This is a genomic window from Candidatus Izimaplasma bacterium HR1 (assembly GCA_000755705.1).
In the GTDB taxonomy this organism is placed as follows: Bacteria; Bacillota_I; Bacilli_A; order Izemoplasmatales; family Izemoplasmataceae; genus Xianfuyuplasma.
The window spans coordinates 59683-85684 of sequence record CP009415.1 but is presented as its reverse complement, the minus strand read 5'-3'; the positions used below and the strand labels follow the sequence as shown (position 1 = coordinate 85684).

Below are 26002 nucleotides of genomic sequence, written 5' to 3'. Positions count from 1 at the left end.
TGCAATTGAACACCTCATTCAAAAAATAAGTGATATACTATTTTTGAATGAGGTGTTTTTATGAGCGATATAACAAGTAGAATAAATGAAGTAGAGAGTACTAAGAGAAAAAAAGATACTCATGCTATCTTTGAACTAATAAAAGAGAATGTCCCAGACGAACCAAGGTTATGGGAGGATACATGGATTGGATTTGGTGATTTTCATTATGTCAATAAGACTAATGAAGGTGACATGTGTATCCTTGGTTTAGTCGCAGCTAAAGCACATGTTACGATGTATTTTACTGTTGGAGGATTAGATCCTTATAAGTCTTACTTAGATAGACTTGGAAAATATAGAAGAGGTAAGACATGTCTTTATATATCTAACTTTGATAAGGTTGATAAAGTGGTATTAGGTGATTTAATTAAGACATATTATCAAGATGTTATAGATGGGAAAGCATCATATGGAGGATATAGATAGATATGGTAATAGCTAATGAGAAAGTATTATTTATAGTTTTTTGGATATCTTTGATGTTAATTTATTTATTAGGAGATGTACTAAGAATCTTTGCTGGTGATTTTGTTGGTGGTGAAATTGATGGTTCTCCTATGTCACAATCTATGTGGTTTATGGTGGCAGTTATTATGGTTATACCAATTGTTATGATTGTCTTAAACCTATTATTACCACTTCATTTTATGAAGTGGCCTAATATAGTAGTTGCTGTTGGATTTTTCTTATTCAATATAGCTGGTATTGCTGGGTATAAACCATATGATCAATTTCTACTTGTGATAAGTTTTGTAGTAAACTTTCTGACTGTGTATTATGCGTGGATGTTATAAGTGAAAAAGACCTGAGAAGGTCTTTTTTATTTAGAGTATAATCTTTAATGCTAATCATTTTAGATTTTTGGAAATACAATTTAGAATGAAAGCAACCCTTATTATATATATTATAAATAAGATAGAGTTACTGAGGAGGTACAACTCATCCCATATTTTTCTGCTAAATACTTATAGCTTTTCCCTTTGTTTATTTTCTTGCTTACTGTCTGTAATCTTTTCTCTTTACTGTACTTTACAAACTTTTGTCCTTTTTTTGCCATAAGAAAAACACCTCCATACTATTATTGTAGTATAAAGGTGTTTAAGTTCTTTTTTTAAAGTGTCCACTAAATGGGGTTCTCTTTATAAAGTCTTTTTTAATGAAATAACAAAATCTAATGGAATTCTATAGTAACTAATGAAGCACAAGGGTAATTGTACATTTTTGATTCACAAGAAACTACAAGTACAAAAAAATTACGTAATTATTAAGCTGATTTCATTATTAAATCCAGTTGTGTACTGTACTATCTGTCTGTTGATTCCATCAAAGTATTCGATAGTGAAACTATACTTTGTACCAAATATAGATTTGCTTTTCAAATAGATTACAATGTTTATATCTTCAAATTCGTTAGAATCTACTGAGATTGCAAAAAGTTTAGTCTTACTATATGGCTCGAGTACAGAGTCACATTTATTTTCAATTGCATATTCTAATATGCTTTTCGCTAAAACTAATATTTTTTCAGGATCCAAGCCTACTTCTACGTTCACATAATCTTCTGAGAATATTGTTGTTTCTTCAATACTTATTGTATCTAAATCAACATCATAACCGGTTGTATCTGTACACGCATTATTATCACTATTGTTGCAACTACTCATTGCAATACACATAACAATGAGTAAAAGCAAAGTATAAGTTTTCTTCATTTTTCCCTCCAATACTATCTATCATAAATGAAACCAAAATATTCAACATAGTTGTCTCTAATAAACACTTCTCCAAATTCAGCATTATCATATACTATAAAACCAGATCCCATATAATAATTACTAAAGTAACCAATTGCAACAAAAGTATGTGGTCCTCCAAAGGGAGTTAATGGGTCATTTATATTGTGTGTAACAAACAATACTGCAGGATTTCCTTTTGATATTAATTGCTGAAAATCACTATACTCGTTTACAGTTTCTGGTATAGGATTCATATGTGTATCATAGTCATTGATTACAGAGAACATTGCGTCATACTGAGAATAACTAGTCTGATTAAGAAAATAAGTTAAACCATGAGAGAACTCTACAGGTGAAGTTCCATCTTCTGATAGAAATCCTTTGTCAGTACCAATATCATCTGCTAATGCATTAATCAAGTTTCTCTACCATAATATATTCTTCTGATTTTGCCTCTATCGTTGTTGAAGTTGTAATCATGAAGAATAACAGAAAAATAATAGCTGATTTACGCATAAAAAAAATCCCCTTTTCTGTATTAATTGGAGATGGGTGCCCTATCCCCTTACTTAAGAAGTATCTCACGTTGATTCATCATTGTCAACGCATGAAATGATAATGTTAAGCTTCAAATAAATGTTTTATTCATTAATAACTTTTTCTAATATAGTAAGCTTAAATTGGTTTCTTGAGGTAATAATATAAATATATGCTAGGAGGTAGATTTGATTATGTATCAACAAGTTTGGAACGAAATGTATGATGATAGATGTGAAGTTTTCAAAAGCAAAAGTGCTTTTTTATTAGTAAGTAAATGCAATAGTAGTGTAATTCCTCTGACAAATGATCAATTTAACGATAGAAGACTGTTGAATGAGTTATGTGCTCATAAGAATATGAGGTTAAGGGTTGAAAAACCTAGTAAGCAAATACATAAGACAATTTATATTATATATTGGAAGAGATACTTGCCCTTATTGTCAAACATATGTGCCTAATCTTATGGAAGTAGCACTCAATCAAGACATTATGGAGATATATCATGTTGATACAGCAGATCTAGCTAATCGAGATTTTGTGAGTGATGAAGGGATTAGTTCTACACCTACAACTTATATCATTAAAGATGGGGTTATAGTAGAGACTTTTGTAGGACATAGGACTGTGGTGTTCTTAGAAACAGTGATTATTGATTACCTAAGTTAGAATTGAATTATTGTTTATTAAATATGTAGTTGCAACTAATAGATATAAAAAAAAGCCATTTGGCTTTTTTTTAATTTAGGAAATCATATTGGGTATTTAATATATTTTGAATGTAGTATTCATCTGTATCTCTTATTAACATGCTAATTATCTTTTTATGATATTCCTCATCTGAGTACTTAGTTAATACTGTGTTAATGTATTTTCTACAATAATAATCCTTTTCAGGTAGATTCAATCTTAGACATGATAAGAAACTATAATAGAATAATCTATCTAATTCTCTTAAAGAGTCATTAGCAATACAAAATCTAATTCCTCTTTTTGAAACGCCTAAACTGTATTCAAAATTATCATTGAGACCATTTAGATATGCGACATGACTAAACATACTTGGAAGGACGTTTTTGTGATTAGAAGAACTAAGATTCAAATTAGGGGAGGATAAGAATTTTGTTAGGAAATTGAGTGCGGTAACTTCTTTTATCTCATTTTCCAATTCTGCGATTGCTGCAATCGATAATGTTTCTTGAATAGTAAAGGTCATTTTATCGAGACATTTTGGGTAATTAATTAGATTTGAGTACCTATTTAGTGCTTCAGCTTTAACAATTTGATTTGTTTTATAATTGTATCTGATTATACAGTAATCATATAGTAATTGAGCGTTATAATTGATGAAGTTCTTTTTATCAAAAATAATTAGTAGCTTTCTAGCATTCTCATATTGATTATTAGTAAGGTGATTGTATATCTTTGATATCTGTATGTACTCCTCATAATCATTTCTATTAAAAGAACTGTAAAAATCATTTGGAGTAAGCTTTAGTTTTTTACAGAACCCATTTATCATTTTCTGGGACATAACTCTTTTACCACTAATATACATTCTATAAGTTCTTGGCTCACAAACATCTTCACAGAAATCTTTAGTCTTGATACCATAATCTTCTCGTAAATTATCTAAGAAGTATGCATATTTTAGAAATAAATCATTCATTTAATATCATCCTTTTCGAAAGGAACGTTTGTTCCTATTTTTTCACTTCACTCAAATATATTATGTATGTAAATAATTTGAGGAGGAGTAAAGTGAAAAAAGCAATTAAGTTATTCTTATTTGGTTTTGTTATGTTAGGTCTTGTGATTGGAATTAGTGGGCAAAGAAGTGTTGAAGCTGAATGGTGTGAACTTCCACCACAAGGAGAACCTATACCTACTAGTTGCACAAACTTACCATAATTATAACACATAAGAATACCCAAAAAGATAAAATGTAGATTTATATCTACCTTTTGTCGTATATACTCCTCAGTATAACTTAATTGGGTTTTTACACTAGTTGTGATGGTTTGGCAAAAGGCATATATTAGGTAAGGTTTTTCTTCTTGGGAATACGATACTATGAGGTGTATCACAAATGAAATGCAGCTAGCATAATGTCGATTATTAAATATACTATCAGACCGACAATGTCGGTCTTTTCTTAAGCAAATGCAAATAATATAAATGTATATGTTATAATGAGGATGGTGATTTTATGAAGCATATAGAAGTAGTTGCAGGAGTAATAATTAATAAAGACAATAAGATACTTTGTTGTCAACGTAAAAACAAAGGGGAACTAGCATTAAAATGGGAGTTTCCTGGAGGAAAAATTGAACAAGGTGAAACACATAATGAAGCTTTAATTAGAGAGTTGAACGAAGAACTAGAAATAGATGTAGTGATTATTCGACATCTTATTACTGTTAAACACCAGTACAATTTATTTCACTTAACGATGCATTGCTATTTGATTGAAGAGTATAGTGGAAATTTAGTATTGAATGAGCACGAGGATTTTAAATGGTTAGATAAAATGGAACTGTATCAATTAGAATGGGCGGAAGCTGATATACCAATAGTGAAAAAGCTAGAGGTGCTATAAAAGGGGAGATTGATATGACTCAAGAAGAGATATTGTTAGAATTAATTATTAGTTACTTATATGAGAAGGATTATATAAAACTGAGTGATATTCAAGAATACATATTGAATAGCGATATTGGTAAAAATGTATTTATGAATTATACTCAATATGAGAGTAAGACATCAAAGATAAATAAGACGATTTTTAATCATTCTAAAGATAGAGAATTATCTTCTCATTCCGGTGTAGTCTATTTTGAATCAAGGTATAGTAAATCAACATTACATCAGGAGTTTAGATTAGTAAGAAAACACAGTAAAAGATCTCATAACTATTTTATTGTTTTCCAAGGGAAGACATATAAGGAAGAATTTAGTGAAGGGATTTTATGGGCACCCATAAAAGGAAAAGATGGAAGTAAAGCTTTATTTCACTGGGAAACATTAACCAACTGTAAACCAGGAGACATTGTGTATAGTATTGTAGGGAACAAATTGAAAGCAAGAGGTACTATAGAAGATAAGGCAATAATCTCTCCTAATCCATTTGACAATGATTTGTGGGTAAGAGATGGTTGGCTTGTTAATGTAGATTACTATTTTATTGAGGATGGTATTAAAATAAAAGAATACATCAATGAAATTAGACCGATGCTTCCTAAAAAGTATAGTCCTTTTAATCACAAAACAGGAAACGGTAATGTTGGGTATTTATATGAGATCGGTTCTGATTTAGGAGAGTATTTAAACCAGTTTATTGGCAATGAATATAAAACCGATGTAATGAAACAAGTGTTTGAAGTCACTAAAGATGAAGAACAGATGATTGAATTAGTAATGGAGGAAGAAGGATTAGATGAAGCAGAATTAATAATCCTTGAACAAAAACCCCCATTAAAATCAAACAAACCTAAATCTAGAAGAAAAAAAGTCCATTATAAAAAAACAGACTTCTTGAAAAAAGCAGAACGAGATATCAAGAAAGGTCTAGCTGCAGAAAAACTAGTTGAAGCTTATGAGAAAAATTACCTTATTATGCGAGGAAGAAAAGATCTCGCAGATAAGATAAAATGGGTTGCTAAAGAGGCAGATAGTTATGGTTATGATATTTTATCATTTGATGAGTTTGGTGTTGAAAAGTATATTGAGGTTAAAGGGACAACATTAGGAATCAATAATCCTTTTGATGTGAGTCGAAATGAAGTTGAGACCTCAATTCAAAAGAAAGACAATTATTGGGTATATAGAGTGTATAATTTAGATACAAGTAAACCATTGTTTTATAAACTTCAAGGTTCACTTGAAGAAGTATTAGAATTAGAGCCTAGTTCATATAAAGCGTATATCAAGGATTAGTGTTGTAATAAACAAACGAATATGAGCTACAAGAAATATAGGTGAAAAGAAATGTCAGAAGAAAATAAAGTACACAAAAGACGTAAAAGGTATAGTGGTAAATACCCTAAATCTTTTAAAGAGAAATATAAAGAACTAAATCCAGAAAAGTATGGAGATACTATTAGTCACGTTATCCAAAAGGGAAGCACACCAGCAGGTATGCATATTTCAATAATGGTAAAAGAAATATTAGAATTTCTAGATATAAAGCCAGGACAAATAGGACTTGATGCTACTCTTGGTTATGGTGGGCATACTAAAGAAATGCTTAAGTGTTTAGAAGGTGAAGGTCATATCTACGCTTTGGACATAGATCCAGTAGAATTACCCAAAACAAAAGCAAGGTTAGAAAAACTAGGCTTTGGTGAGGATATCCTTACTATTGAACAACTAAACTTTTCTGATATTGATTTGCTATTTGAAGAACCAAATCAGGTGAACTTTGTTCTAGCTGATTTAGGTGTATCATCAATGCAAATAGATAACCCAGATCGCGGGTTCTCATTTAAAACAGAAGGACCTCTTGATCTAAGAATGAATCCTAACGAAGGTATTAGCGCAGCTAATAGACTTCTTAGAATTACCCAACCTGAACTTGAAGGTATGCTAATAGAGAATGCTGATGAACCATATGCTAAAGAGATATCAAAAGCAATAGTATCAGAAATAAGAAAAGGAACATTGATTGATACTACAATGAAACTTAGAGAAGTTATTACTGATGCATTAGAGTTTATTCCTCAAAGTACTAGAGAACATGATATTAAAAAATCATGTCAACGTTCTTTCCAAGCATTAAGAATTGATGTTAATCAAGAGTTTCATGCAATCTATGATTTCTTAGAGAAACTTCCAGATATATTAGCACCTGGTGGTAGAGTTGTAGTTCTATCTTTCCACTCAGGAGAAGATAGACTTGTAAAAAAATCATTTAAAAGGTTATTAAAACAAGGAGTATATAAAGAAATATCTCCAGAAATTATAAGACCATCTCAAGAAGAATGTAATATTAATAGAAGAGCTAAGTCTACTAAGATGAGATGGGCAATAAAGAGTTAATAAGATAAATGTATATATTTTTAAGAGGTGATTACATATGAATGAAATGGAAGAAGTACTAGAACTATTAAAGAAGTTTCGGAAGGATAGAAATTGGGAACAATTTCATACATCAGAAAATCTAGCTAAAAGTATAACTATTGAGGCTAGTGAACTATTAGAAAATTATCAGTGGGGAAATGAAAATGCTGATATGAATAATGTAAAAGAAGAAGTAGCTGATATATTTGGTTATCTATTACTATTTTGTGATGGACTTGATATAGATTTAATAGAAGAAACGAAAAAGAAGATAGTTAAGAATAGTGAAAAATACCCAGTGGAGAAAGCGTACGGAAATTCAAAAAAATATAATAAACTATAATATGATGAATGGAGTGTTTCTATGAAGAGATTATTTGGAATAGTATTATTGATGTTACCTGTATTTGTATTATTTTTAGGTTACTTTGCTGACTTTCAGTTTTTGGTATTAGCTTTAATTGTAATAGGAACATATCTAGTAGGAGTATTCTTTGGTCATTTATCATTCTTGATATTTGAGAAATGGTCCAATAAGTATTCTTATTGGTACATTGCTTTATTTCTGGTGTTTATCCTTTCACCACTAAGCACATTGTTAGGACTAAATCAAGATCCTGAAATATCACTTTATTATATATTTATTAGTGTTGTGTTTACGATGATTGCATTTATCATTACGGGATATTACCTCTTTAGAATAGACAATAAACTATATAAGAATTAGAAAACACAAAATCAGTAAGACTAAAGGATGATTGATTACAATATATCTTTATAGTATTACTGAATCATGCTACAATGAAAGCACAAACTACCTTATAGGAGGTGTTGATAATATGTCAAACAGTATGAAAATAAAGAAACATAAAACTAAAGAAAAAGATCTTGAAAAAAGTAAAGAGATTGGTGAATCTAAAAATAGTGCTAAGTTCTTAAAAAACAAACGTGAAAAAGGAACTATCGCAAGTAATTTTTCAGGTAAATCTTCAAAAGAATTTTCAAGAAAGAAAACATAAAAACCAGGAATTTTATATTCCTGGTTTTTTATTTGCTTGATTTTAAGTTATCTACAAACAGTAATATATCTACTGAATGCATTAGACTTCTTGATTCTACAAGTATCAAGAATTTCTAGTCCTAAGTCTATCATTATGTCACTCATATCTTCCATAGTGACAATAACAGATTTATCAGATATCTCTTTTGTTTTCTTGATTAAGGCAATTTGCTCTTCTCTAGTAATTAGAGAGAATTGTCCATAAGGTAAATCTAGGATAGCCACATCAAAATGCTTTTCAGTTTTAAGCATATCTGTTTTTGTTACATCTGGTTCAAAAGCAAAGTGTTTCAAATTGATATTACAATGTTGTTTTACTAATGGACTAATCTCATAACCAGTAATATCAATGCCTAATGTTCGACCTTCGATTAAGACGGTACCAATACCACAACAAGGATCGATAAGTTTTAAATCATAGTTCTTATTAACTGCGATATTAATTAATGCTTTAGCTAGTTTAACATCTAATGCTCTTGAGTAATTAAATGGCTTCTCTCTTCTTTGTAACCAAAGATTAGAATTAGACTCTACTATTCCAAAAATCCATTCATCGTTTATTCTCGTTAGAATTAGATTAACATCAGGGTCCTTTATCGCAAAGTCACCTTCAATTACCGAACCAAGAATTCTCATTGATTCTAATCTTTCTTGATAAGGTACGTCTTGTATCTTAGTATATGTGATTTTGTAGTTATCAAAGGTTAACTGATCTTCAATGATTTGCCTCTCAATATTTTTAATGTCTCTATCACTATAAATTATAGTGACTTTTCCTTTAATAAAAGTACTAATAGAAACATCAACATTATCACTTGTTAAGTGATAATTGTTATTGGTAGTTTTACCAAAGATATATCTCATTTCCATAGTACATAGTTCTTCAAACTCTCTACGATAAGAAATTAAGTATAAGTAAGTATGATTTAATTCTTTCATATAACATCACCTTTTTTAAAATGGGAACAATAGTTCCTATTTTTTTTATTGTATCTCCTTTATTATATTGACAAGAAGGAGGAGTATAAGTGAAAAAATTGTAAAATTATTCTTTGTGTTCTTACTAATATTTACAATTGCGTTTAGTTCAACAAAATCTGTAAGCGCAGAATATTGTAGTGATCATAATTGTGAACTTATGACTCCACAAGTTTGCGTAACCTAAATATTATAACACATGAAAAATAACCTAGATATAGATAAAAGTAGATTTTACAATCTAACTTTTATCCATTAAAAATTCACTTATAAAAGAATATATGAGTTTATCAGATCTTTATTATCTAGAAGTAGAAGGCATAGCTAATACTATTACTAGTTATACTGTCAATAACTTCATAAAAGCCTACACTAAACAACTATTAAGTTTGGATCCTAAAAAGGATCTTGAAAGAATAAAAGTTATATTAGAAAGACTAATTGTTTGGTATGAAAACAACATGTCTTTAATACAACATAGTAAATTTGTTTCAAACAAAGAAGAGCATCAAAAGAGTTATAGTTTATTAATCGAGTTAAAAGGGAAACTTGATAAATAATATATACGGATTAAGGAAGAGATAAAGCTTTATGATAAAGCCAGTGCTAAAGGGGGTACTGGCTTTGTTAGAGCAATTATTTTAAGGAGGAAACATGACAAAAGTGCAAGAAAGAAATATGGCAAAAATATTAAATAAAAAATCAGCAACTATGATAGGAACAATCTTTAATTTGATTGGTTTACTACAAATGTTTATGGGTGCATTTATGCTATTTGGTAGTATTAGTATTTTTAATGCAGAACAGTTTCCAGAGTTGTATTACCTGATTGGAGATTCAGCTCAATATTTGTCTTTTGGCATATCGGCAGTAATTATGTTTTATGGACTACTATTTTTGTCTGTAGCAGCGATTTTAAATAAATCTAGACAAAGTCACTATTACTTACAGTTGTTAGTGAGAGAAGATTATAAAAGAACAGTTAATGGAAATTGAAAATATATTAAGAAATAGTTATTGCTTATTAGTTAAGTTTGCTAGCAAACTTAATCAATAATACATGCGGATTAAGGTATATAAATAGTTTCATAATAAAACCAGTACGAAGGGGGTACTGGTTTTATTTTTTCATTATGTATTAGTCTACTAAATCATTCCTTGACAACGCTTTCATCATTCAAGTATAATTTTTACATAATATTGGGAGGTATGTACATGAATACAAGCATTTATTTAATCTTGGGGTTTATTATTGCATTATCAGCATTGGTTTATGCTGGATACTTGTATCGAAAGGTTTTATCTTATGATGAGGGTGATGACAAAGTCAAAGAAATCAGCTCTTACATTAAGGAAGGTGCAAAGGCCTTCTTGCGTAGTGAATACAAAGTTATATATACTTATATAGCTATCGCTACAACAGTTATTTTTATTGGTTTCTATTTAGGTTATGATAGTTTATCTGGATTAACATCTAATAGTAACTCGAACATTGTTGTTGAGCAAACTGAAAATTCAGCTTTATTCTTTGGTATTGGTACAGCACTAGCATTTCTACTTGGTTCTTTCTTTAGTTTAGCAGCTGGGTATATAGGAATGAAAAGTGCAACTAACGCTAACTCTAGAACAGCTACAGCTGCTAAAGATAGCGGAATTATTAAAGCCTTAGACGTTGCCTTTAAAGGTGGTAGTGTTATGGGTATGGGTGTTGTTGGATTTGGTTTATTAGGATTACTAATAGTAATAACCGTATCTATCATTATGGGTGTTGATGCTTATGAGGCAATCACTTATGCTGCAGGATACAGTTTAGGAGCTTCATCTATTGCCTTGTTCGGACGTGTTGGTGGGGGTATATTTACCAAAGCTGCCGATGTAGCTGCCGATTTAGTTGGTAAAGTAGAAGCAGGAATACCTGAAGATGATCCACGTAATCCAGCCGTTATCGCAGATAACGTTGGGGATAACGTAGGAGACGTTGCTGGTATGGGTAGTGACTTATTAGAATCATACGTATCAAGTATTATCGGAGCTTCTACAATGGCTGCACTTGTTTTCTCAGCTGCAGAACGAATGAACGGTATTATGTTTGTTTTAGTTGTTGCATTTGCTGGAGTATTTTCTTCGATTATCGGATCTTTCTTTGTAAGAGGTAAAGAAGGAATATCTCCGTTTAAAACATTAAAACTTGGAACTTATGTAAGTGGAGCATTATTTATTGTTCTCACATTAATTATTAATATATTATTCTTAGATACATTTGGTTCAACACTATTTACAGACCATAATGATATCTTTATGAATGTTAGAGAATTAGCATTTGGTTTAGCACCATTTGTTAGTATAATTATCGGTTTATCTGTGGGTATCTTAATCGGATTAGTTTCTGAATATTATACAGCAGCAGAATATAAACATGTTAAAGGGATTGCTGAGCAATCACAAACAGGACATGCAACTAATATTATCGCTGGTATCTCAACAGGTATGGAATCTACATTAGTTCCTGTCTTAATCTTAGCAGCAGGAATTATTGGTTCATTCTTAGTTGGTGGATTACTAGGTGTAGGTTTAGCTGCTGTTGGTATGTTATCAACTGCAGGTATAACTATTTCAGTTGATGCTTATGGTCCTATCGCTGATAACGCTGGTGGTATTGCTGAGATGAGTGGTTTAGATAAATCAGTAAGAGCAATTACTGATAAATTAGACTCAGTAGGTAATACAACAGCTGCAATTGAAAAAGGATTCGCAATTGGTTCAGCTGCGATGACTTCAATTGCATTATTCAGTGCTTTCATTAGAAAAGCAGGAGTAACCGGGATTGATATTGCGAAACCGGAAGTTATGGCTGGTTTAATTATTGGAGCTATGTTGGCATTCTTCTTCTCATCATTAGTTATCAAATCAGTTGGTAAAGCTGCAAACAAAATGATTAATGAAGTAAGAAGACAATTTAAAGAAATGCCTGGTATCTTAGAATATAAAGTGAAACCAGATTATGCAAAATGTGTTACAATTTCTACTAACGCTGCTTTAAAAGAAATGATCTTACCAGCAGTTCTAGCTATAGCAACTCCATTAACAGTTGGATTTGTCTTTGGTTCAGAAGTGCTTGGTGGTATGTTAGCAGGAACATTAGCGACAGGTATCATGCTTGCAATCTTTATGGCAAACGCAGGTGGAGCTTGGGATAACGCTAAAAAGCTAATTGAAACAGGTGAATACGGTGGTAAAGGTTCTGATGCTCATAAAGCATCAGTAACTGGAGATACTGTCGGAGATCCATTCAAAGATACAGCAGGTCCATCAATTGATATCTTAATCAAATTGATGACAACTATTTCATTAGTATTTGCTGCAGCATTTGGAATGGGTATCATTTAATTAAATAAACACAAATAAAAAGAACAACTTTACAAAGTTGTTCTTTTTTTATTATCTACTAAATATCCTATAAACAAGATTAATCCAGTCGCAATAAAGAAGTATATGAATAAATCTTTTTGAATTGCTGAGTAAACTATAAACGATGAACCGAGAATGGCAAATGAAGGAATAACGAATCTTTTAAAGATATTTAAATCTTTGAATGTTCTCATTAACCAAATGTATATAGATATATACACTGTATATAATAAGGCAATGGGTAATTCAGAAGTATCTAGAAAGTTGCCTTCTCCGAACCAACCATGGAAATTACCATACCAAACAAGGAGCCATAATGTTGAAATTATTAATCCAAACACAGCACTTCGTCTTGGTGAGTTGTGTTTATCTTCAACTTCAACAAAGAATTCTGGTTTTGGTCCTCTACCACGATAAGCAAGCGAATACATCCCTCTTGATAATCCCATTGTTAGACCATTAAGAGTTCCTAAACATGAGATTATAACAAACACAATTAAAATGCTACCAGCAAAACTACCAAATAGTTTTGTTACTGCTAGACTTACTGCGTGATCTCCTTGTTCTAAGAAGACACTATTTTCAATCACACCAGATAATCCTAAGTAATAGAATAAGTATATCCCAACGACAATTAAACTACCAAAGAATAAAGCTTTTGGTAAATCTCTTTTAGGATTCTTAAGTTCTTTATTAATAGTTGTAGCTATAACCCAACCTTCATAAGCGAAAGCAGTAGATAAAACTGCAAGTCCTAAACCAGTCCCTTGACTTACTGTCGTGCTAACTGTGGTAAAGTTATCAATGGTTGTACCATTGATTAATCCACCAATTATTCCTACAACACCTACTAATACTAAAGGAATAAGTTTGAATGCAGTAGTTCCAACTTGGAACTTACCTGCAAGAATTGGTGATATATAGTTAATAAAGAATATACTAATCAAATAAAATCCAGCTAAATACCAAATGGCTGTACCTTCTAAACCAAGTAACCCATCAGTATAAAGAGCAGCTACCCAAGCTAAAATACCACTTAGTGTAGGATAGTAAATAACTGTTTGAAACCAACCGACTAAATAACCAGCAGTTTCTCCGTAAGCGGCCTCTACATAATCGACTAAACCATTAACTTTAGAGACACGACCAGCAATTAGACTAAAAGTGTATCCCCCTAAAATCATGATAACTCCCCCGATTAACCAAGCTAAAATAGCTAATCCCAAATTTCCATTTGTCTTTGCAAGGACATCATCAGCTTTAAAGAACACTCCACTACCAATAGTTATACCAACAACCATTGATATTGCAGTTAAAAGACCGTACTTAGGTTTTAGTTCTTTCATGTAAATCACCTCTTTATTTTTAAGTAGTATATAAAAAAAATAGTTAGTTAGCAAAGTTTTAGTGAATGAAAATGTTTTCAGGCAAATCAATTGAACGAAGTGATATTATTATATTCATCTCATAAAAAAAAGGTTGCGTTCGCAACCTTTTAAATGTGAAATGTTTTCTGTAAAACTTCTTTTAATATCTTTGGATAGAACACTACCATAAATATTAATATTGATATTCCTTGAGCTATTGTAAAAATAGGAAGGATTACATTACCACTTAATCCTGTGTAATAAGCAATTAAGGGAACTGATGAGAATAAGACAAGTAGTAATAAACTAAGAGCATATTCTTTGAAGTCTCTATTTCTTATTAACATGATTAAGGATACTGCAAAGTTATTTGTCATAATTAACGAAGGGAGGATTATATCAACACTCCATAATGTTTGTCTATCAGTAAAGATATTAATGAAGAGTAGAAGTAAGAATAAAGTTATACCGGTAACAGTAACTCGCTTCATTGCATTTATTCTTGAAAGGATACTATATCTAAGTAAAAAGAAGATATATATAATTGCACCAATTGGAATTAAACTCCAAAATCCGTATTTCATAGTTGCAAGATTAACAACACCTAAAACGATAATTGAAATAGCACCAATGAATAAGAAGATATTATATGTTTTCTTAGGAATATGATCTACATGTTCTTTAACTGCATATAGTTCTTCAAACTTTGGATCAACTTCACCTGTTAATGTCTGATGACATAAAGGACAATATGTATAATGAGTAGCTATTGTGATTTTACACTTATTACATTCTTTCATAAGTTTTCCTCCATATAGTTACTCTCAATCTCAGCATCTAAACCTAATGAAGTAAAGTGTCTAACAAATTCCTTATGGACACTTGTTTCCATAATATTACTATTAAAGGAAACTTTGAACTTATCACCAAAAGCAATAACCCCAACATTGATATGGTTGTTTCTGCTAGCTCCAACCATAAATGCCATATCATGAATATATGGTTCCATTGAAGCTGGGAACTTAACTAACCCAACATTACTTAAACTCATTGTATGGAGTTTACTACCTAACATTGAATAACCTATCTTTAAAACATACTTCTTAAGAATACTAGGAATAATTCTTACTAAGATGTTCTTCTCATATGATACATACTCACTCATGATTCTTGTGAGTTCTTCTTTAGTTGTTTTCTCTTTAATCTCTTTCTTAGTTATTTCTAAGATATCATCAAAAGTAACATCATCATGCGGTGTAGGTACTTCGACACTGATGATGTTAACGAAGTTACGCATTGTATCTGAAGGGAACCTTGTTCTTAAGTTTACAGGTAAACCGATCTTAATCGGGTGTTGATTACCTTTTACTTGAGTTTTATATTGAACTTGTGTTTTATAGATAGCCTCAGTCATAGCTGCTACAATATATTCTGTTATAGTAGCGTTTTTTTCTTTCCCTAAGGCTTTTACTTCTTTTGTAGATAAGATTAAGGAAATAACTTTTAGTTCGTTCTCTGTGGTCTCTGTACCCGCTATACGGAATGCCTTGCCTTCCTTAGCTCTTTTATTATTAGCGTTAGAATAATACTTCTTACTTGAATCTTCTGATTCATGAGTTAAAGCTTTTTCTTTTGTTGTTCTTATGATGTTATCAGGAGTAACATCATAACCTTTAAGTTTTAAATACTCATAAGTAAGTGATTTAACAAATTCACTTAAACCAGTTCCATCTGTTAAAGTATGAAAGGTTTCAACAGCAATAGTGTTTTTACGGTACAATACTCTAAACAAATAATCATTCTGTTTAGGGAAATCCATTAAACCAACAACTTTATATGTCATCTTTTGAACATAAAATGGTTTATCATTAGTATCTAGGTAAACCCAGAATAAACCTCTTTTTAATTTAACTTTAAACATCGGATATCTTTCTAATAAGTTATTAACTGCGATCTGTAAGATATCTGATTCTATTTTTTCTTTTAATGCGATCTGTATTCTAAAGACATGAGGTTCTCTTTTACCATATACCTCAGGAAATATTTTTGCTTGATTGTCTAAACGATACCATTTACTATGTCGATCATTCATTGTCTACACCTCGGTCATTTGTATCTTGAATTTATTATACATTAAAATTACTATATTTGATAGAGTAATTTTATTATTTATCGTCTTTAATAGTTGATTGTATGAACGAAATTCGTTATTATAGGATTAAAGGAAGAGGTGGCATTATGAGTAAAAAACTTATTGGAATGGTTGTATTAGCTATTGTTTTTGTCTTGCGTTCACGAGTAATGGGGTTTAGTGATGAAGGAATATTTATGCAAATTCTATCAATTGGAGGTATTTATTTAGTAGGTTATGGACTAAGTGAAATATCTTATAAAATATATTATGCTAAACCAAATATTTTTAGTTATTGGATAATTTTTAGCTTGTTAATAGTAGGTTCGTTTTTCGCCTATGGATATTCGTTAGGATTAGCACTTGAAGAAGGATATCGTTTGTTATTCTATGCTATTGAATGCTTCCTTTGTGCTATATCGATTATTGGTTATTACTTCTTAAGATATAAAGAAAAAATAGAGAATCTAGTTTAAATAGAAAAAAACCACAACTAAATAGTTGTGGTTTTAATTTTTAATTTTTAATTTTTAATTTAAATTAGTCTAAGATTGTATCCATATCGCTAACTTTACGAGTACCTTCATACCCTAAGAAAGTAATTGGTGAATATGCAGAATGTGAATAGATATCAAAGATATCAACATTTGCAGGATCATTAATTAAATTCATGAATGCGATTTGTAATGCTTCAGCTAATTTAACATTGATATGTGCAGCAACTTGAATACCATCATTTGCGATAGGATCACTTACAGCAATAACATCAGTTAAAGCGAAGATATCTCCATCAGTAAATGCGTTATGCATACGAGCATCACCATATAATGCAGCGATGTCACAAGTTTCAGCTTCGATACGTTGTACTGAGTTACCATAACCACCAGCATCAACAGCATTAGGCATATCAGCGATTGATTTACTAAATTGTTCATTTAACCATAAGTTAGGATAAATGTAAGAAGCACTTGATGTAGAACCACCTGTACAGAATGCAGCGTTTTCTAGATCAGCCCAAGTTAATTCTCCACCATCATTAATGATTGCAGCTAATTCTCTACCTTTTGCAGATTGTCCAGCAATAATAATTGAACGGTAAGTAGTAGCATCTTTAGAACCATCAATAGTTTGTGTTGGTAAACCATCATTCCAGTCAGCAGCAATTACAGAGTTTTTATTTAAACTATCTCTTGCAGCAGCTAAGATAGGTACTAATGCATCTTGATAAGTTACATAAGTTCCACCTGGTAAGAATACAACATCAGCAGTACCAGCACGAGCAGCTTCAGCAGCAGCAGCGTAGTTAGCACTTACAGTGATATTGATTTCTTCAAAGTTATATCCTAAATCGTTTAATTCAGTTTTTAATTGTGCAGCTAATGGAGCAGTAACAGCTAAAATGTCTACTGCGTCACGTGACGGTACGAATACAACATTTAATTCAGTTTTTTCCCCTTCACCACATGCAGTTAAAGCAAAAATTGATACAAATAGTAATGCGAATGCAAATAATTTTTTCAAAATCTTCCTCCTATTGAGCTATCTCTTCAGTACTAGGGGCTCAATCCCAATAGACCTTTTGATAGGTTTCGAATTAGTAAAAGAAAATACTACATATTTAATTATATAAGAAATATGTCTGTTTGACAATGAAATATAAGTATGAAAATCATTTTCATTTCCGCTTTACAAAGCGGTCAAAGAAAAAAGTCTTAGAATTTCTAAGACTTTTTTTGATTATGCTAATTTACCTCTAATAAAATTACTGAAGAATTCGATTATTAATACCATTACAGCTAACCCAATTAAGTATGCACTTGCATCACTAAATCGACCGGCACTAATCGCATTTAATAAAGGTCCACCAATCCCACCTGCACCTACTAAACCTAGTACTGCAGCGTTTTTAACGTTAATTTCAAAACGGTAGATTGCAGTTGACAAGAACTGCGCAGTCAACTGTGGAATTATTCCGAATCTTATTTTTTGGAACGTTGTACAACCAGTTGCGTCCATTGCATCAAGTACATTATGGTTAATACCTTCAACAGCTTCAACATATAACTTGGTCATCATCCCAATTGATGTAATTCCCATTGTTAATACTCCAGCAAATGGTCCTAATCCTGTTACTCTGATGATTGCAACACCAATTACGAAAGCAGGGAATACTCTGATACCTGTTATTCCCCCTTGGAAGAATAGGTTAATTGCTTTAGGCATAATATTTCTAGCAGCTAAGAAGGCAACAGGTATTGCCAAGATAGCTCCGAATATTGTTCCAAGGAAAGCAATAGCGATTGTTTCTAAACCTAAAACTTGAACACTATAAGCATTATCTCCAAATAGAATCGTTTTGTTAGGTGTAAAGAAACTTTGAACTAAACGAACTGCTACTGTAATACCTTTTTCATTTAAACCAACATATGAAATACCAAAGATACTCCATAATACTAATAAAGATACAATAATAATACTTGCTATTTTTGTTTTACTTAAACGAGGATATGCATACAATGCATTCAATACTTGATCAGATGGGTTGTTCATTATGCCAACCTCCTTCTGATTGCCTTACTGATTGCTTCAATTGATAGTACGGCAAAGAATACAGCAAGCATGATAATACCTGCTTTTTCATATTGGTCTGATTGAAGAGTTGCTTTTAAGATAACCCCAATTCCTCCAGCACCAACATATCCTAAGATAGTTGAATGTCGCACATTGATATCGAAACAATATAAAGTATAAGAGAAGTACACGGGTAGTATCTCAGGCATTATCGCAGTTGTAAATGCTTTGCCTTTTGTTACTCCGGTACTTTCAATAGCTTCAAAAGCTCCTAAATCTAATGTTTCAATATACTCATATAACATTTTAGTTAAAATACTAAACGTGAATATTGCAATAGCGATAGTACCAACAAAAGCACCACTACCTGCTAAGAATATTAATGATATGATTTGGGCATATACAAGCATTGGAAATGTTCTAACTAAAGATAATGCTGCTTTAGCAATATTAATAAAGAATAATCCAAATCTTGAATTTTTATGAATATTAGAACTAATAAAGTATGCTACTGGTAATGAAAATATAGAACCAATAAATGTACCTAATAAAGCCATTCTAACAGTTTCAATGATTTTTGGGAGAACTACTTCCCAGTATGCAAATTCTGGTAACCAGAATTGCAGTCCGTCAAACATACCACTAAAGATTCTAAAAATAAACTCAAAGATATTTGTAAAGTTTCTGATAAGTTGAACAATATCAAAATTTGTAATATCTAAGAAATAATAAATAACTACTAATAGAATAATAGAAACGTAAATCTTTGCAGATCTTGGTGGATCTACAGTTGTACCATTTTCTAATGTTACAGTCTTTGGTTTTGGAAGAACCTTATCGAAAAAAGCTTTTAATTTACTGAAGAAGTTTTTAATATGTTTCATACTTATTCACCGATATAATCATCATCGGTTAATTTTCTTCCATAAACATGAACCAATACTGCTTCATTAACTTTATCAACAGGACCATCAAACACAATTAAACCATCTTTAATTCCTATAACACGTTTTGCATATTGTAAAGCTAAATCCACATGATGCATATTAGCAATTACAGTAATGTTTTCTTTCTCATTAATTCGTTTAAAGTCATCCATAACTTGCTTTGCTGTTATAGGATCTAATGATGCAACAGGCTCATCAGCTAAAATAACATTTGGTTCTTGGGCAACTGTTCTAGCTAAAGCAACACGTTGTTGCTGTCCCCCAGATAACTGATCTGCTCTTGTGTATGCTTTTTCTAAAATACCTACTTTTTCTAAGGCTTCTAAAGCAACAATTTTATCAGCTTTACTATAAAGACCTAAAGCTGTTTTCCACCACGGCATACTCGCAACTCTTGAAGCTAAAACGTTACGTAATACAGTTGTTTTACTTATTAGGTTAAATGATTGGAATACCATTCCAATCTTTCTTTTATAAGCACGTAAATCTTTACCATGTAATGTATTAGGATTAACATCATTCACATATAATTCACCTGCAGTTACATCATGAATTCTGTTTACACATTTTAAGAATGTTGATTTACCAGCTCCTGATAAACCAATGATAGTAATAAACTCTCCTTGTTCAATTCTAACACTAATATTTTTTAATGCTTCTACGCCATTATCGTAAGTCTTGCCAACCTCTTTAAATACAATCGACATACTAACACCTCGCTTTTCTAAATAATTATATAATAATATAATTTACTTAACAAGTAATTTAATTATACGTACCGCCTTAGAACAACTTTTAGGCATGTAAACCTTTTCATTGCAATTAAATTCATTGACTAAAAAATGATGATTTGTTAGAATTGAGATATAACGTATAAATGAATGATACGATAAAATAAATTTAACGGAGAATTGTAGATTTTACAATTGAGGTAAATAAGTGAAAAAAGAATTATTAATCACTACTGATGAAGAAGTAAAAATAATATTCGATCCCTTAAGGAAAAATATTATGCTTACTTACTTAAGAGAAAAAAAATCATTAACAGCTAAGCAAGTAGCTACTAAAATAAATGAAGCACCAGCCAAAGTTAATTATCATTTAAAGAAACTAGTTGAATTTGGCGCACTAGAATTACATAAAACAGAATCTATAAATGGTATTATTGCTAAATATTATAAATCAGCATATGAATCTATAATGTTTAAAGGTGGAGAACTTTCTAACGAAGTTTATCTATCACAGAGTAGTTTATTAGAAGAAATTTACGACAGAGTATCAAGTGAATTTCGTGATGATTTGAGAACCCATTTAAATATGGTAGCTAACTCTGAAGGAAGCGTACAAAGACAAATAGCTTCCCAAAGGCACATCATGTATATGACTAAAGAAGAACAAGAAGAATTTATTAACACGGTAGAAAGTATGATGAAACAATACACCGCGGTTGATGAAACAAAGGAAGTTTTTTCTTTATTACATGCAATGGCGCGTATTAAATAACCTCTTTCGAGTTTCAAACTCTAATGGAAGGCCGAGATTATGGAGAATCTCGGTCTTTCCTTTGTTCTAAGGTTTTGTTATAATAACTTTAACTATAATTTTCAAGGAGGACTTTACAATGAAAAAATTACTAACGATTTTAAGTCTATTACTAGTTTTCACACTTACAGCTTGTAATGATAGCGAGGGACATTTAGTGACAAATGAATATGAGATTACATTCGTTTCAAATGGTGGTTCTGTAGTAGGAAGTATAAATGTAGAAGGACTTGTAACAACAAGTTTACCAGAAGACCCAACAAAAGAAGGGTATACTTTTGCTGGATGGTATGTAGAAGAAAACTTTCAAACATTAGTTTCTGATGGAATCACTGTTACAACTGATACCACTCTATACGCTAGATGGGAAGACAACTATTACCAGTTTAGAGTAACTCTAAATTTGTGGGATGGAGAAAAAGCATTCTATGATTTTGATTATGGAGAAGTTACTTTTATTCCTGCTACTAGACAAGATGGTTATAATTTTAAAGGTTGGTTCTATGATGTGGAACTAACAGAACCATTTGATTATAAAGAAACATTAACTTCAGATATTAATCTATACGCAAAATTTGATCCAGTAGAATCGATTATCTTTATCATATTTAATAATTACCTTGTAGAAAGATTTGTTGTTGATTATGACGAAGTAGTTACTTTGACAGAACATGATTTAGAAGGATTTACATTTGAAGGATATTATACAGAAATAGAACATACTAATCAAATTACTACTATTACAGGAACTAAATCATCGCAGTATATCTATGCTAAATACTCTTTAGCAGCAGATAATGTAGATTTAACTAGCTTAGCATATTATGATTATCTAAGCCCATCAAATCCAGTAATCTCAATCACTGTTGAAGATTACGGAGTTATGACTTTGGAATTGTTTCCAGCAGTAGCTCAAAACACAGTGGACAACTTCATTCAATATGCTCTAGATCAAGATTATTCAGGTAGTTCTTTCCATAGAATAATCAATGGCTTTATGATACAAGGTGGTATCATCGAGAGTAATAATTGTTCAATTGAAGGTGAGTTTAGTAGTAATGGAGTAACTAATAATCTATCTCATACTAGAGGAGTCATCTCAATGGCACGTACTAGTTCGATGAATAGTGCTACTAGCCAGTTCTTTATTGTACATGAGGATAGTGACTTTTTAGATGGTAACTACGCAGCATTTGGTGGTTTAACAAGTGGATTTAACATATTAGAATTAATCGCTTATCAATTAAGAGATGCATATGATAAACCATATGTTGATATAGTTATTACAAGTATAACTGTTGAACTAAATGGTTATGTACCAGGAACACCTATTTGTGCAGAATAAAAATAAAAGGCCATTTGGCCTTTTTTTCTTAAATATATTAGAAATAGGACATTTGTCCTAAACATATATATATTTATAATATATAATTAGATTATCATCCTATTGGAGGTGCATAATGAGTAAATCAAGAAATGAAGTGATTAACAATATTTTAAGTAATATCTTGGTTAATCACACAGAAGAAGAACTACAAATAACTACATATAATAAAGGGCAGTTAATTGTTAATGAATCAGACCCTATGCATATAATGTACTTTGTTATTTCCGGAAAGTTAAAAGTCTATAAAGAGTATGAGAATGGGAAAACCATGTTGCTTGGATTTGAAGATGGTTTTAACATCTTAGGAGATGTTGAATACTATTCTAAAAGAGATACTACCTGCACAGTAGAGGTAATCAAAGAAGTTGAACTAATTAAAGTAGATTTTAATATAATCAATGAAAGATATTCAGATTCAAAACAATTCAATGATTATATAATTAAACAACTTAGTGAAAAGTTAATCGATAGCCAACTTAATACAAGAATTAATTTAGTCTACAAACTCGAAACAAGACTAGCAAGTTATTTTTATTCGCTATATGATGAAGAAACAAAAACAACTATCGAGATTGATAGTCTAGCAGATATAAGTAATAACCTAGGTTGTTCTTACAGACATTTAGTAAGATCAATCAAAAGTTTAATTGAACTTAAGGTTATTAGAAAAGAGAAACATATAATCACGATTTTAGATTTTAAAAAATTGAAAGAGTTGTCAAGAGGTAACGTATATGAAAACACTTCTAACAAAGAAGAGAATTAAAACTATGACATATTTATTATTGCCAATTATAGCAGGCTTAGCTATTACATTACAAAGTACTTTAAGTGGAAAATCAACAAAAGAATTTGGTTCAATGGAAACTGTAATCATGATTCACTTATTTGGATTGCTTGCAGCTTTAATCATTTACTTTTCTAGGGGTGATTTTAGTTTAAGTTTCTTCTCAAAAGTAAACCTCTTACCAATTATTGCGGGTTCATTAGGAGTAGTAATAATTTTCTCTATTTCCAATAGTGTTATTATGAACGGGGTTACAACAACATTAGTTATAACAATTGTTCTGCAATTAATCGTCGGGAAGGTAATTGATCATTTCGGAATGTTTGGAGTTGAACGAAGTCCTATTAACTTATATCAGGTTGTCGGGATAGTAGTAGTGTTTATCGGTGTTTTTATCTTTCAAAAAGCTAAATAGAAATAAAAAACGCAAGAAATTAATCTTGCGTTTTTGTTTGGATAAAGTATTTTTTTAAGAACTTAACTATACCGTCTTCAGTATTAGGATACTCAGTAATATAATCAGCGTGTTCTTTCAAAACGTCTTGAGCATTTTGCATCGCTACACCAACTCCAGCATACTGGAGTAGTTCAATATCATTATGAGCATCACCAAAGGCAATGATGTCTTCTTTTTTGAAACCAAGGTGTTCAGCAACATAATGTAAACCTGCACCTTTTGTAGTTTCTGGAGTATGTAACTCAATAACAAAGTTATAATGATGTCCCCAATTACGAGCTAACACTTTGTTCTCATATCGATCTTTAACATATTCTTCAATGATATCTGCTCTACCTTCATGGGCAACGATTAGGAAACCATTTGGATCATCTTGAAGAATCTCTTCAAAATTACCAACACTTAATGTTGCGCCGTTAAAGTAATGAAGTAGTGGTCTTATTTTTTCACTATCTTCATAAAGATAAATATTATCTTCTACTTCACCAAAAGCATTTTCGATAACATGTTTATTTGATTTAAATATATCAATTACGTATTCTTTAGGAATAGAAAGACTATATGATTCAAAATCAGGATTGTGTTTATTAGTCACAAGACCACCATTATAGTTAATGATTGGAGTAGTTAAACCAAGCTCATCATAGAACTTCTCACTACTTCTGAATGGACGCCCTGTTGCAATAACAATTGTATGTCCTAACTTATCTAATTCTTGTAAGTAATCTTTAGTTTTTTGACTGATTGTTTGCCAATCTGATAATAAAGTTCCATCTAAATCTAAAGCGATTAAATATTTCTTCATTTTTATCACCTCATTTTAAGATACCATAATCATAAATTATACACAATAAGAAATAGAATTATGGTATAATATAATTTAGTAAGGAGCGTGATTATATGCTTACGTTAGCAATCAGTTTTGTAGAATTGTTAGATTCTAGTTTTGGTGGATTCATTAATTTCTTTTTAGGGATGGTAACTGGAGTAGTATTATTCTTATTATTAGTTACTGTGTTTGGGATTAGAGGTAAAAACTTATCTTTAGATGCTAAGAAACCTGAAGGTGAAATTAGTGGTGACGATTTGAAGAAACTAATTGAACACCGTCAGACATCTTTAAAAAGAAGTATTAAACTTAAGAATGAAGGTGCCTTTAGATTAACCTTTAATATGTCAATTGAATTAGTTGAAGAAGTAAGCCGTTATTTCTTTCCTAATAGTAAATATCCCATGTTTGAATTAAGTGTAAATGAATTACTTGAATTAAACCATTATATAACTGATAGAATTAACGATATTCTAGAAGTGCCAATTCTTAAAAACGCTAAAAAAATGCGTATTATCACAATCGTTAATATGTATGAAAAGAAACGAGCTTTAGAAGAAAGTAAACTAGCTAAAGCCGCTAAGAAATATCGTTTTGGTAAAGTATTAAAATATGGTGGTATGGCATTAAATGCTATAAATCCTGTTTATTGGTTTAGAAAACTAGTCCTAAGTACTAGTATGGACATTATCATAAGAAAACTATGTGTAACAATTGTTGCTGTAGTTGGTGAAGAGACAGCTAAAGTTTATTCTAAAAAATTATTTGATCAAGACCTAGAACTAGGTATTGTTGAAAAGGATATGGAAGACTTACTAGCTGAAGGAGATGATGAACCTGAAGAAGCTGAAGAATCTTAAAGAGTTTTATGATGTTGTTGAAACAGAAGAGAAAGTTGTTATTTACTTCTCTACAACTTTTTGTCCTGATTGTGTCATCTTAAATCCTTATTTAAGAGTATTAGAAAAAGACTTCAGAGATTACAACTTCTATGGTTGTAATCGAGATCGTTTTATAGATTTAGCTAAACATTTAGAAATATACGGTGTACCCAGTTTCTTAGTCTTTGAAAAAGGTGAAGAAACAGGTAGATTAGTGAATAAACTACGTAAATCATATATTGAAGTAAAAACGTTTATAGATAGTACTATTACAAAATAAAGTA

General features: G+C 30.9%; 33 protein-coding genes. 20 read left to right on the top strand and 13 right to left on the bottom strand.

All coding sequences use genetic code 11. From position 1 onward, the window contains the following. Window positions 1–60 precede the first annotated feature (60 nt). Both KQ51_RS00470 and KQ51_RS00465 read left to right on the top strand, forming a co-directional pair. Entirely contained in the window at window positions 61–468 is a 408-nt protein-coding gene (locus KQ51_RS00470) for a DUF1801 domain-containing protein (protein WP_038467608.1), read from the top strand. A 2-nt stretch (window positions 469–470) separates the two neighbouring features. After that, window positions 471–836, top strand: a complete 366-nt coding sequence (locus tag KQ51_RS00465; RefSeq protein WP_038467605.1) for a DUF6326 family protein — start codon at window positions 471–473, stop codon at window positions 834–836. A 110-nt stretch (window positions 837–946) separates the two neighbouring features. Here KQ51_RS00465 and KQ51_RS09725 read toward each other — a convergent pair whose 3' ends face one another. From KQ51_RS09725 to KQ51_RS00455, 3 genes are all read right to left on the bottom strand, one after another. After that, on the bottom strand, window positions 947–1099 hold the full coding sequence (locus KQ51_RS09725; RefSeq protein WP_158497938.1) for a hypothetical protein: 153 nt from the start codon (window positions 1097–1099) through the stop codon (window positions 947–949). Window positions 1100–1295: 196 nt separating this feature from the next. Next, window positions 1296–1754 (bottom strand): hypothetical protein, encoded by a 459-nt coding sequence (locus tag KQ51_RS00460; protein ID WP_038467602.1) that lies wholly within the window; start codon window positions 1752–1754, stop codon window positions 1296–1298. A gap of 14 nt (window positions 1755–1768) precedes the next feature. Beyond that, the gene (locus KQ51_RS00455) at window positions 1769–2197 is read right to left on the bottom strand and encodes a C39 family peptidase (RefSeq protein ID WP_038467599.1); all 429 of its coding nucleotides are present in this window, start codon (window positions 2195–2197) and stop codon (window positions 1769–1771) included. A gap of 490 nt (window positions 2198–2687) precedes the next feature. Between KQ51_RS00455 and KQ51_RS00445 the strand changes: the two genes are divergently transcribed. After that, window positions 2688–2984 (top strand): thioredoxin family protein, encoded by a 297-nt coding sequence (locus KQ51_RS00445; RefSeq protein ID WP_144242066.1) that lies wholly within the window; start codon window positions 2688–2690, stop codon window positions 2982–2984. A 70-nt stretch (window positions 2985–3054) separates the two neighbouring features. Here the strand turns inward: KQ51_RS00445 and KQ51_RS00440 are convergent, their stop codons facing one another. Next, complete coding sequence (locus KQ51_RS00440; protein ID WP_038467590.1) at window positions 3055–3984, bottom strand: hypothetical protein; 930 nt, start codon at window positions 3982–3984, stop codon at window positions 3055–3057. A gap of 92 nt (window positions 3985–4076) precedes the next feature. Between KQ51_RS00440 and KQ51_RS09720 the strand changes: the two genes are divergently transcribed. From KQ51_RS09720 to KQ51_RS00405, 7 genes are all read left to right on the top strand, one after another. After that, on the top strand, window positions 4077–4226 hold the full coding sequence (locus KQ51_RS09720; RefSeq protein ID WP_158497937.1) for a hypothetical protein: 150 nt from the start codon (window positions 4077–4079) through the stop codon (window positions 4224–4226). 298 nt (window positions 4227–4524) lie between these two features. After that, the gene (mutT, locus tag KQ51_RS00435) at window positions 4525–4914 is read left to right on the top strand and encodes an 8-oxo-dGTP diphosphatase MutT (protein WP_038467587.1); all 390 of its coding nucleotides are present in this window, start codon (window positions 4525–4527) and stop codon (window positions 4912–4914) included. Between the two features lie 14 nt (window positions 4915–4928). Continuing rightward, window positions 4929–6251 (top strand): DUF3883 domain-containing protein, encoded by a 1323-nt coding sequence (locus KQ51_RS09245; RefSeq protein ID WP_052608967.1) that lies wholly within the window; start codon window positions 4929–4931, stop codon window positions 6249–6251. A gap of 51 nt (window positions 6252–6302) precedes the next feature. Continuing rightward, entirely contained in the window at window positions 6303–7352 is a 1050-nt protein-coding gene (gene rsmH, locus KQ51_RS00420; RefSeq protein ID WP_038467584.1) for a 16S rRNA (cytosine(1402)-N(4))-methyltransferase RsmH, read from the top strand. Window positions 7353–7398: 46 nt separating this feature from the next. After that, complete coding sequence (locus tag KQ51_RS00415) at window positions 7399–7716, top strand: nucleotide pyrophosphohydrolase (RefSeq protein ID WP_038471436.1); 318 nt, start codon at window positions 7399–7401, stop codon at window positions 7714–7716. Window positions 7717–7737: 21 nt separating this feature from the next. Continuing rightward, window positions 7738–8100, top strand: coding sequence for a hypothetical protein (locus tag KQ51_RS00410; RefSeq protein WP_038467581.1), 363 nt, complete (start codon window positions 7738–7740; stop codon window positions 8098–8100). A 112-nt stretch (window positions 8101–8212) separates the two neighbouring features. Further along, window positions 8213–8392, top strand: coding sequence for a hypothetical protein (locus KQ51_RS00405; RefSeq protein ID WP_038467578.1), 180 nt, complete (start codon window positions 8213–8215; stop codon window positions 8390–8392). 47 nt (window positions 8393–8439) lie between these two features. On the opposite strand, the gene KQ51_RS00400 is transcribed toward KQ51_RS00405, so the two are convergent. After that, complete coding sequence (locus tag KQ51_RS00400; RefSeq protein WP_038467575.1) at window positions 8440–9372, bottom strand: TRM11 family SAM-dependent methyltransferase; 933 nt, start codon at window positions 9370–9372, stop codon at window positions 8440–8442. A 320-nt stretch (window positions 9373–9692) separates the two neighbouring features. Here KQ51_RS00400 and KQ51_RS00395 point away from each other — a divergent pair, with 320 nt between their 5' ends. From KQ51_RS00395 to KQ51_RS00385, 3 genes are all read left to right on the top strand, one after another. Beyond that, window positions 9693–9971, top strand: coding sequence for a hypothetical protein (locus tag KQ51_RS00395; protein WP_038467572.1), 279 nt, complete (start codon window positions 9693–9695; stop codon window positions 9969–9971). A 94-nt stretch (window positions 9972–10065) separates the two neighbouring features. Next, a complete protein-coding gene (locus tag KQ51_RS00390; RefSeq protein WP_038467569.1) occupies window positions 10066–10407 on the top strand; it encodes a hypothetical protein in 342 nt (113 codons plus the stop codon). Between the two features lie 213 nt (window positions 10408–10620). Continuing rightward, a complete protein-coding gene (locus KQ51_RS00385; protein WP_437178351.1) occupies window positions 10621–12798 on the top strand; it encodes a sodium-translocating pyrophosphatase in 2178 nt (725 codons plus the stop codon). Window positions 12799–12827: 29 nt separating this feature from the next. Here KQ51_RS00385 and KQ51_RS00380 read toward each other — a convergent pair whose 3' ends face one another. The 3 genes from KQ51_RS00380 to KQ51_RS00370 all read right to left on the bottom strand — a co-directional run bounded on the left by KQ51_RS00380 (window position 12828) and on the right by KQ51_RS00370 (window position 16278). Further along, on the bottom strand, window positions 12828–14165 hold the full coding sequence (locus KQ51_RS00380) for an APC family permease (RefSeq protein WP_038467562.1): 1338 nt from the start codon (window positions 14163–14165) through the stop codon (window positions 12828–12830). Between the two features lie 149 nt (window positions 14166–14314). Further along, window positions 14315–14986 carry a DUF6320 domain-containing protein gene (locus tag KQ51_RS00375; RefSeq protein ID WP_038467558.1) on the bottom strand — a complete coding sequence of 224 codons (672 nt, stop codon included), beginning with the start codon at window positions 14984–14986 and terminating at the stop codon, window positions 14315–14317. Next, entirely contained in the window at window positions 14983–16278 is a 1296-nt protein-coding gene (locus KQ51_RS00370; protein WP_038467554.1) for an acyltransferase, read from the bottom strand. Before KQ51_RS00370 ends, KQ51_RS00375 begins: the two co-directional genes overlap by 4 nt. Before the next feature lie 146 nt (window positions 16279–16424). Between KQ51_RS00370 and KQ51_RS00365 the strand changes: the two genes are divergently transcribed. Further along, entirely contained in the window at window positions 16425–16793 is a 369-nt protein-coding gene (locus tag KQ51_RS00365) for a hypothetical protein (RefSeq protein WP_038467550.1), read from the top strand. Window positions 16794–16857: 64 nt separating this feature from the next. On the opposite strand, the gene KQ51_RS00360 is transcribed toward KQ51_RS00365, so the two are convergent. From KQ51_RS00360 to phnC, 4 genes are all read right to left on the bottom strand, one after another. Continuing rightward, complete coding sequence (locus KQ51_RS00360) at window positions 16858–17838, bottom strand: phosphate/phosphite/phosphonate ABC transporter substrate-binding protein (protein ID WP_052608965.1); 981 nt, start codon at window positions 17836–17838, stop codon at window positions 16858–16860. A 216-nt stretch (window positions 17839–18054) separates the two neighbouring features. Further along, the gene (locus KQ51_RS00355; RefSeq protein WP_052608963.1) at window positions 18055–18867 is read right to left on the bottom strand and encodes a PhnE/PtxC family ABC transporter permease; all 813 of its coding nucleotides are present in this window, start codon (window positions 18865–18867) and stop codon (window positions 18055–18057) included. After that, complete coding sequence (locus tag KQ51_RS00350) at window positions 18867–19772, bottom strand: PhnE/PtxC family ABC transporter permease (RefSeq protein WP_038467547.1); 906 nt, start codon at window positions 19770–19772, stop codon at window positions 18867–18869. The genes KQ51_RS00355 and KQ51_RS00350 overlap by 1 nt, the downstream gene beginning before the upstream one ends. Window positions 19773–19774: 2 nt before the next feature. Beyond that, window positions 19775–20542: a phosphonate ABC transporter ATP-binding protein gene (gene phnC, locus KQ51_RS00345; protein WP_038467545.1), complete on the bottom strand. Its 768-nt coding sequence runs from the start codon at window positions 20540–20542 to the stop codon at window positions 19775–19777. A 304-nt stretch (window positions 20543–20846) separates the two neighbouring features. On the opposite strand from phnC, the gene KQ51_RS00340 reads away from it, so the two are divergent. From KQ51_RS00340 to KQ51_RS00325, 4 genes are all read left to right on the top strand, one after another. After that, window positions 20847–21338 carry a winged helix-turn-helix domain-containing protein gene (locus KQ51_RS00340; protein WP_144242065.1) on the top strand — a complete coding sequence of 164 codons (492 nt, stop codon included), beginning with the start codon at window positions 20847–20849 and terminating at the stop codon, window positions 21336–21338. Window positions 21339–21456: 118 nt separating this feature from the next. Continuing rightward, on the top strand, window positions 21457–22722 hold the full coding sequence (locus tag KQ51_RS09830; protein WP_081909859.1) for a peptidylprolyl isomerase: 1266 nt from the start codon (window positions 21457–21459) through the stop codon (window positions 22720–22722). Between the two features lie 115 nt (window positions 22723–22837). Beyond that, the gene (locus KQ51_RS00330) at window positions 22838–23530 is read left to right on the top strand and encodes a Crp/Fnr family transcriptional regulator (protein ID WP_038467539.1); all 693 of its coding nucleotides are present in this window, start codon (window positions 22838–22840) and stop codon (window positions 23528–23530) included. Continuing rightward, window positions 23499–23966, top strand: a complete 468-nt coding sequence (locus KQ51_RS00325; protein WP_038467537.1) for a DMT family transporter — start codon at window positions 23499–23501, stop codon at window positions 23964–23966. Before KQ51_RS00330 ends, KQ51_RS00325 begins: the two co-directional genes overlap by 32 nt. 19 nt (window positions 23967–23985) lie before the next feature. Here KQ51_RS00325 and KQ51_RS00320 read toward each other — a convergent pair whose 3' ends face one another. After that, on the bottom strand, window positions 23986–24813 hold the full coding sequence (locus tag KQ51_RS00320) for a Cof-type HAD-IIB family hydrolase (RefSeq protein WP_038467533.1): 828 nt from the start codon (window positions 24811–24813) through the stop codon (window positions 23986–23988). Window positions 24814–24908: 95 nt separating this feature from the next. On the opposite strand from KQ51_RS00320, the gene KQ51_RS00315 reads away from it, so the two are divergent. Next, complete coding sequence (locus tag KQ51_RS00315) at window positions 24909–25697, top strand: hypothetical protein (protein WP_038467530.1); 789 nt, start codon at window positions 24909–24911, stop codon at window positions 25695–25697. Then, complete coding sequence (locus KQ51_RS00310) at window positions 25666–25998, top strand: thioredoxin family protein (RefSeq protein WP_038467527.1); 333 nt, start codon at window positions 25666–25668, stop codon at window positions 25996–25998. Before KQ51_RS00315 ends, KQ51_RS00310 begins: the two co-directional genes overlap by 32 nt. Window positions 25999–26002 lie beyond the last annotated feature (4 nt).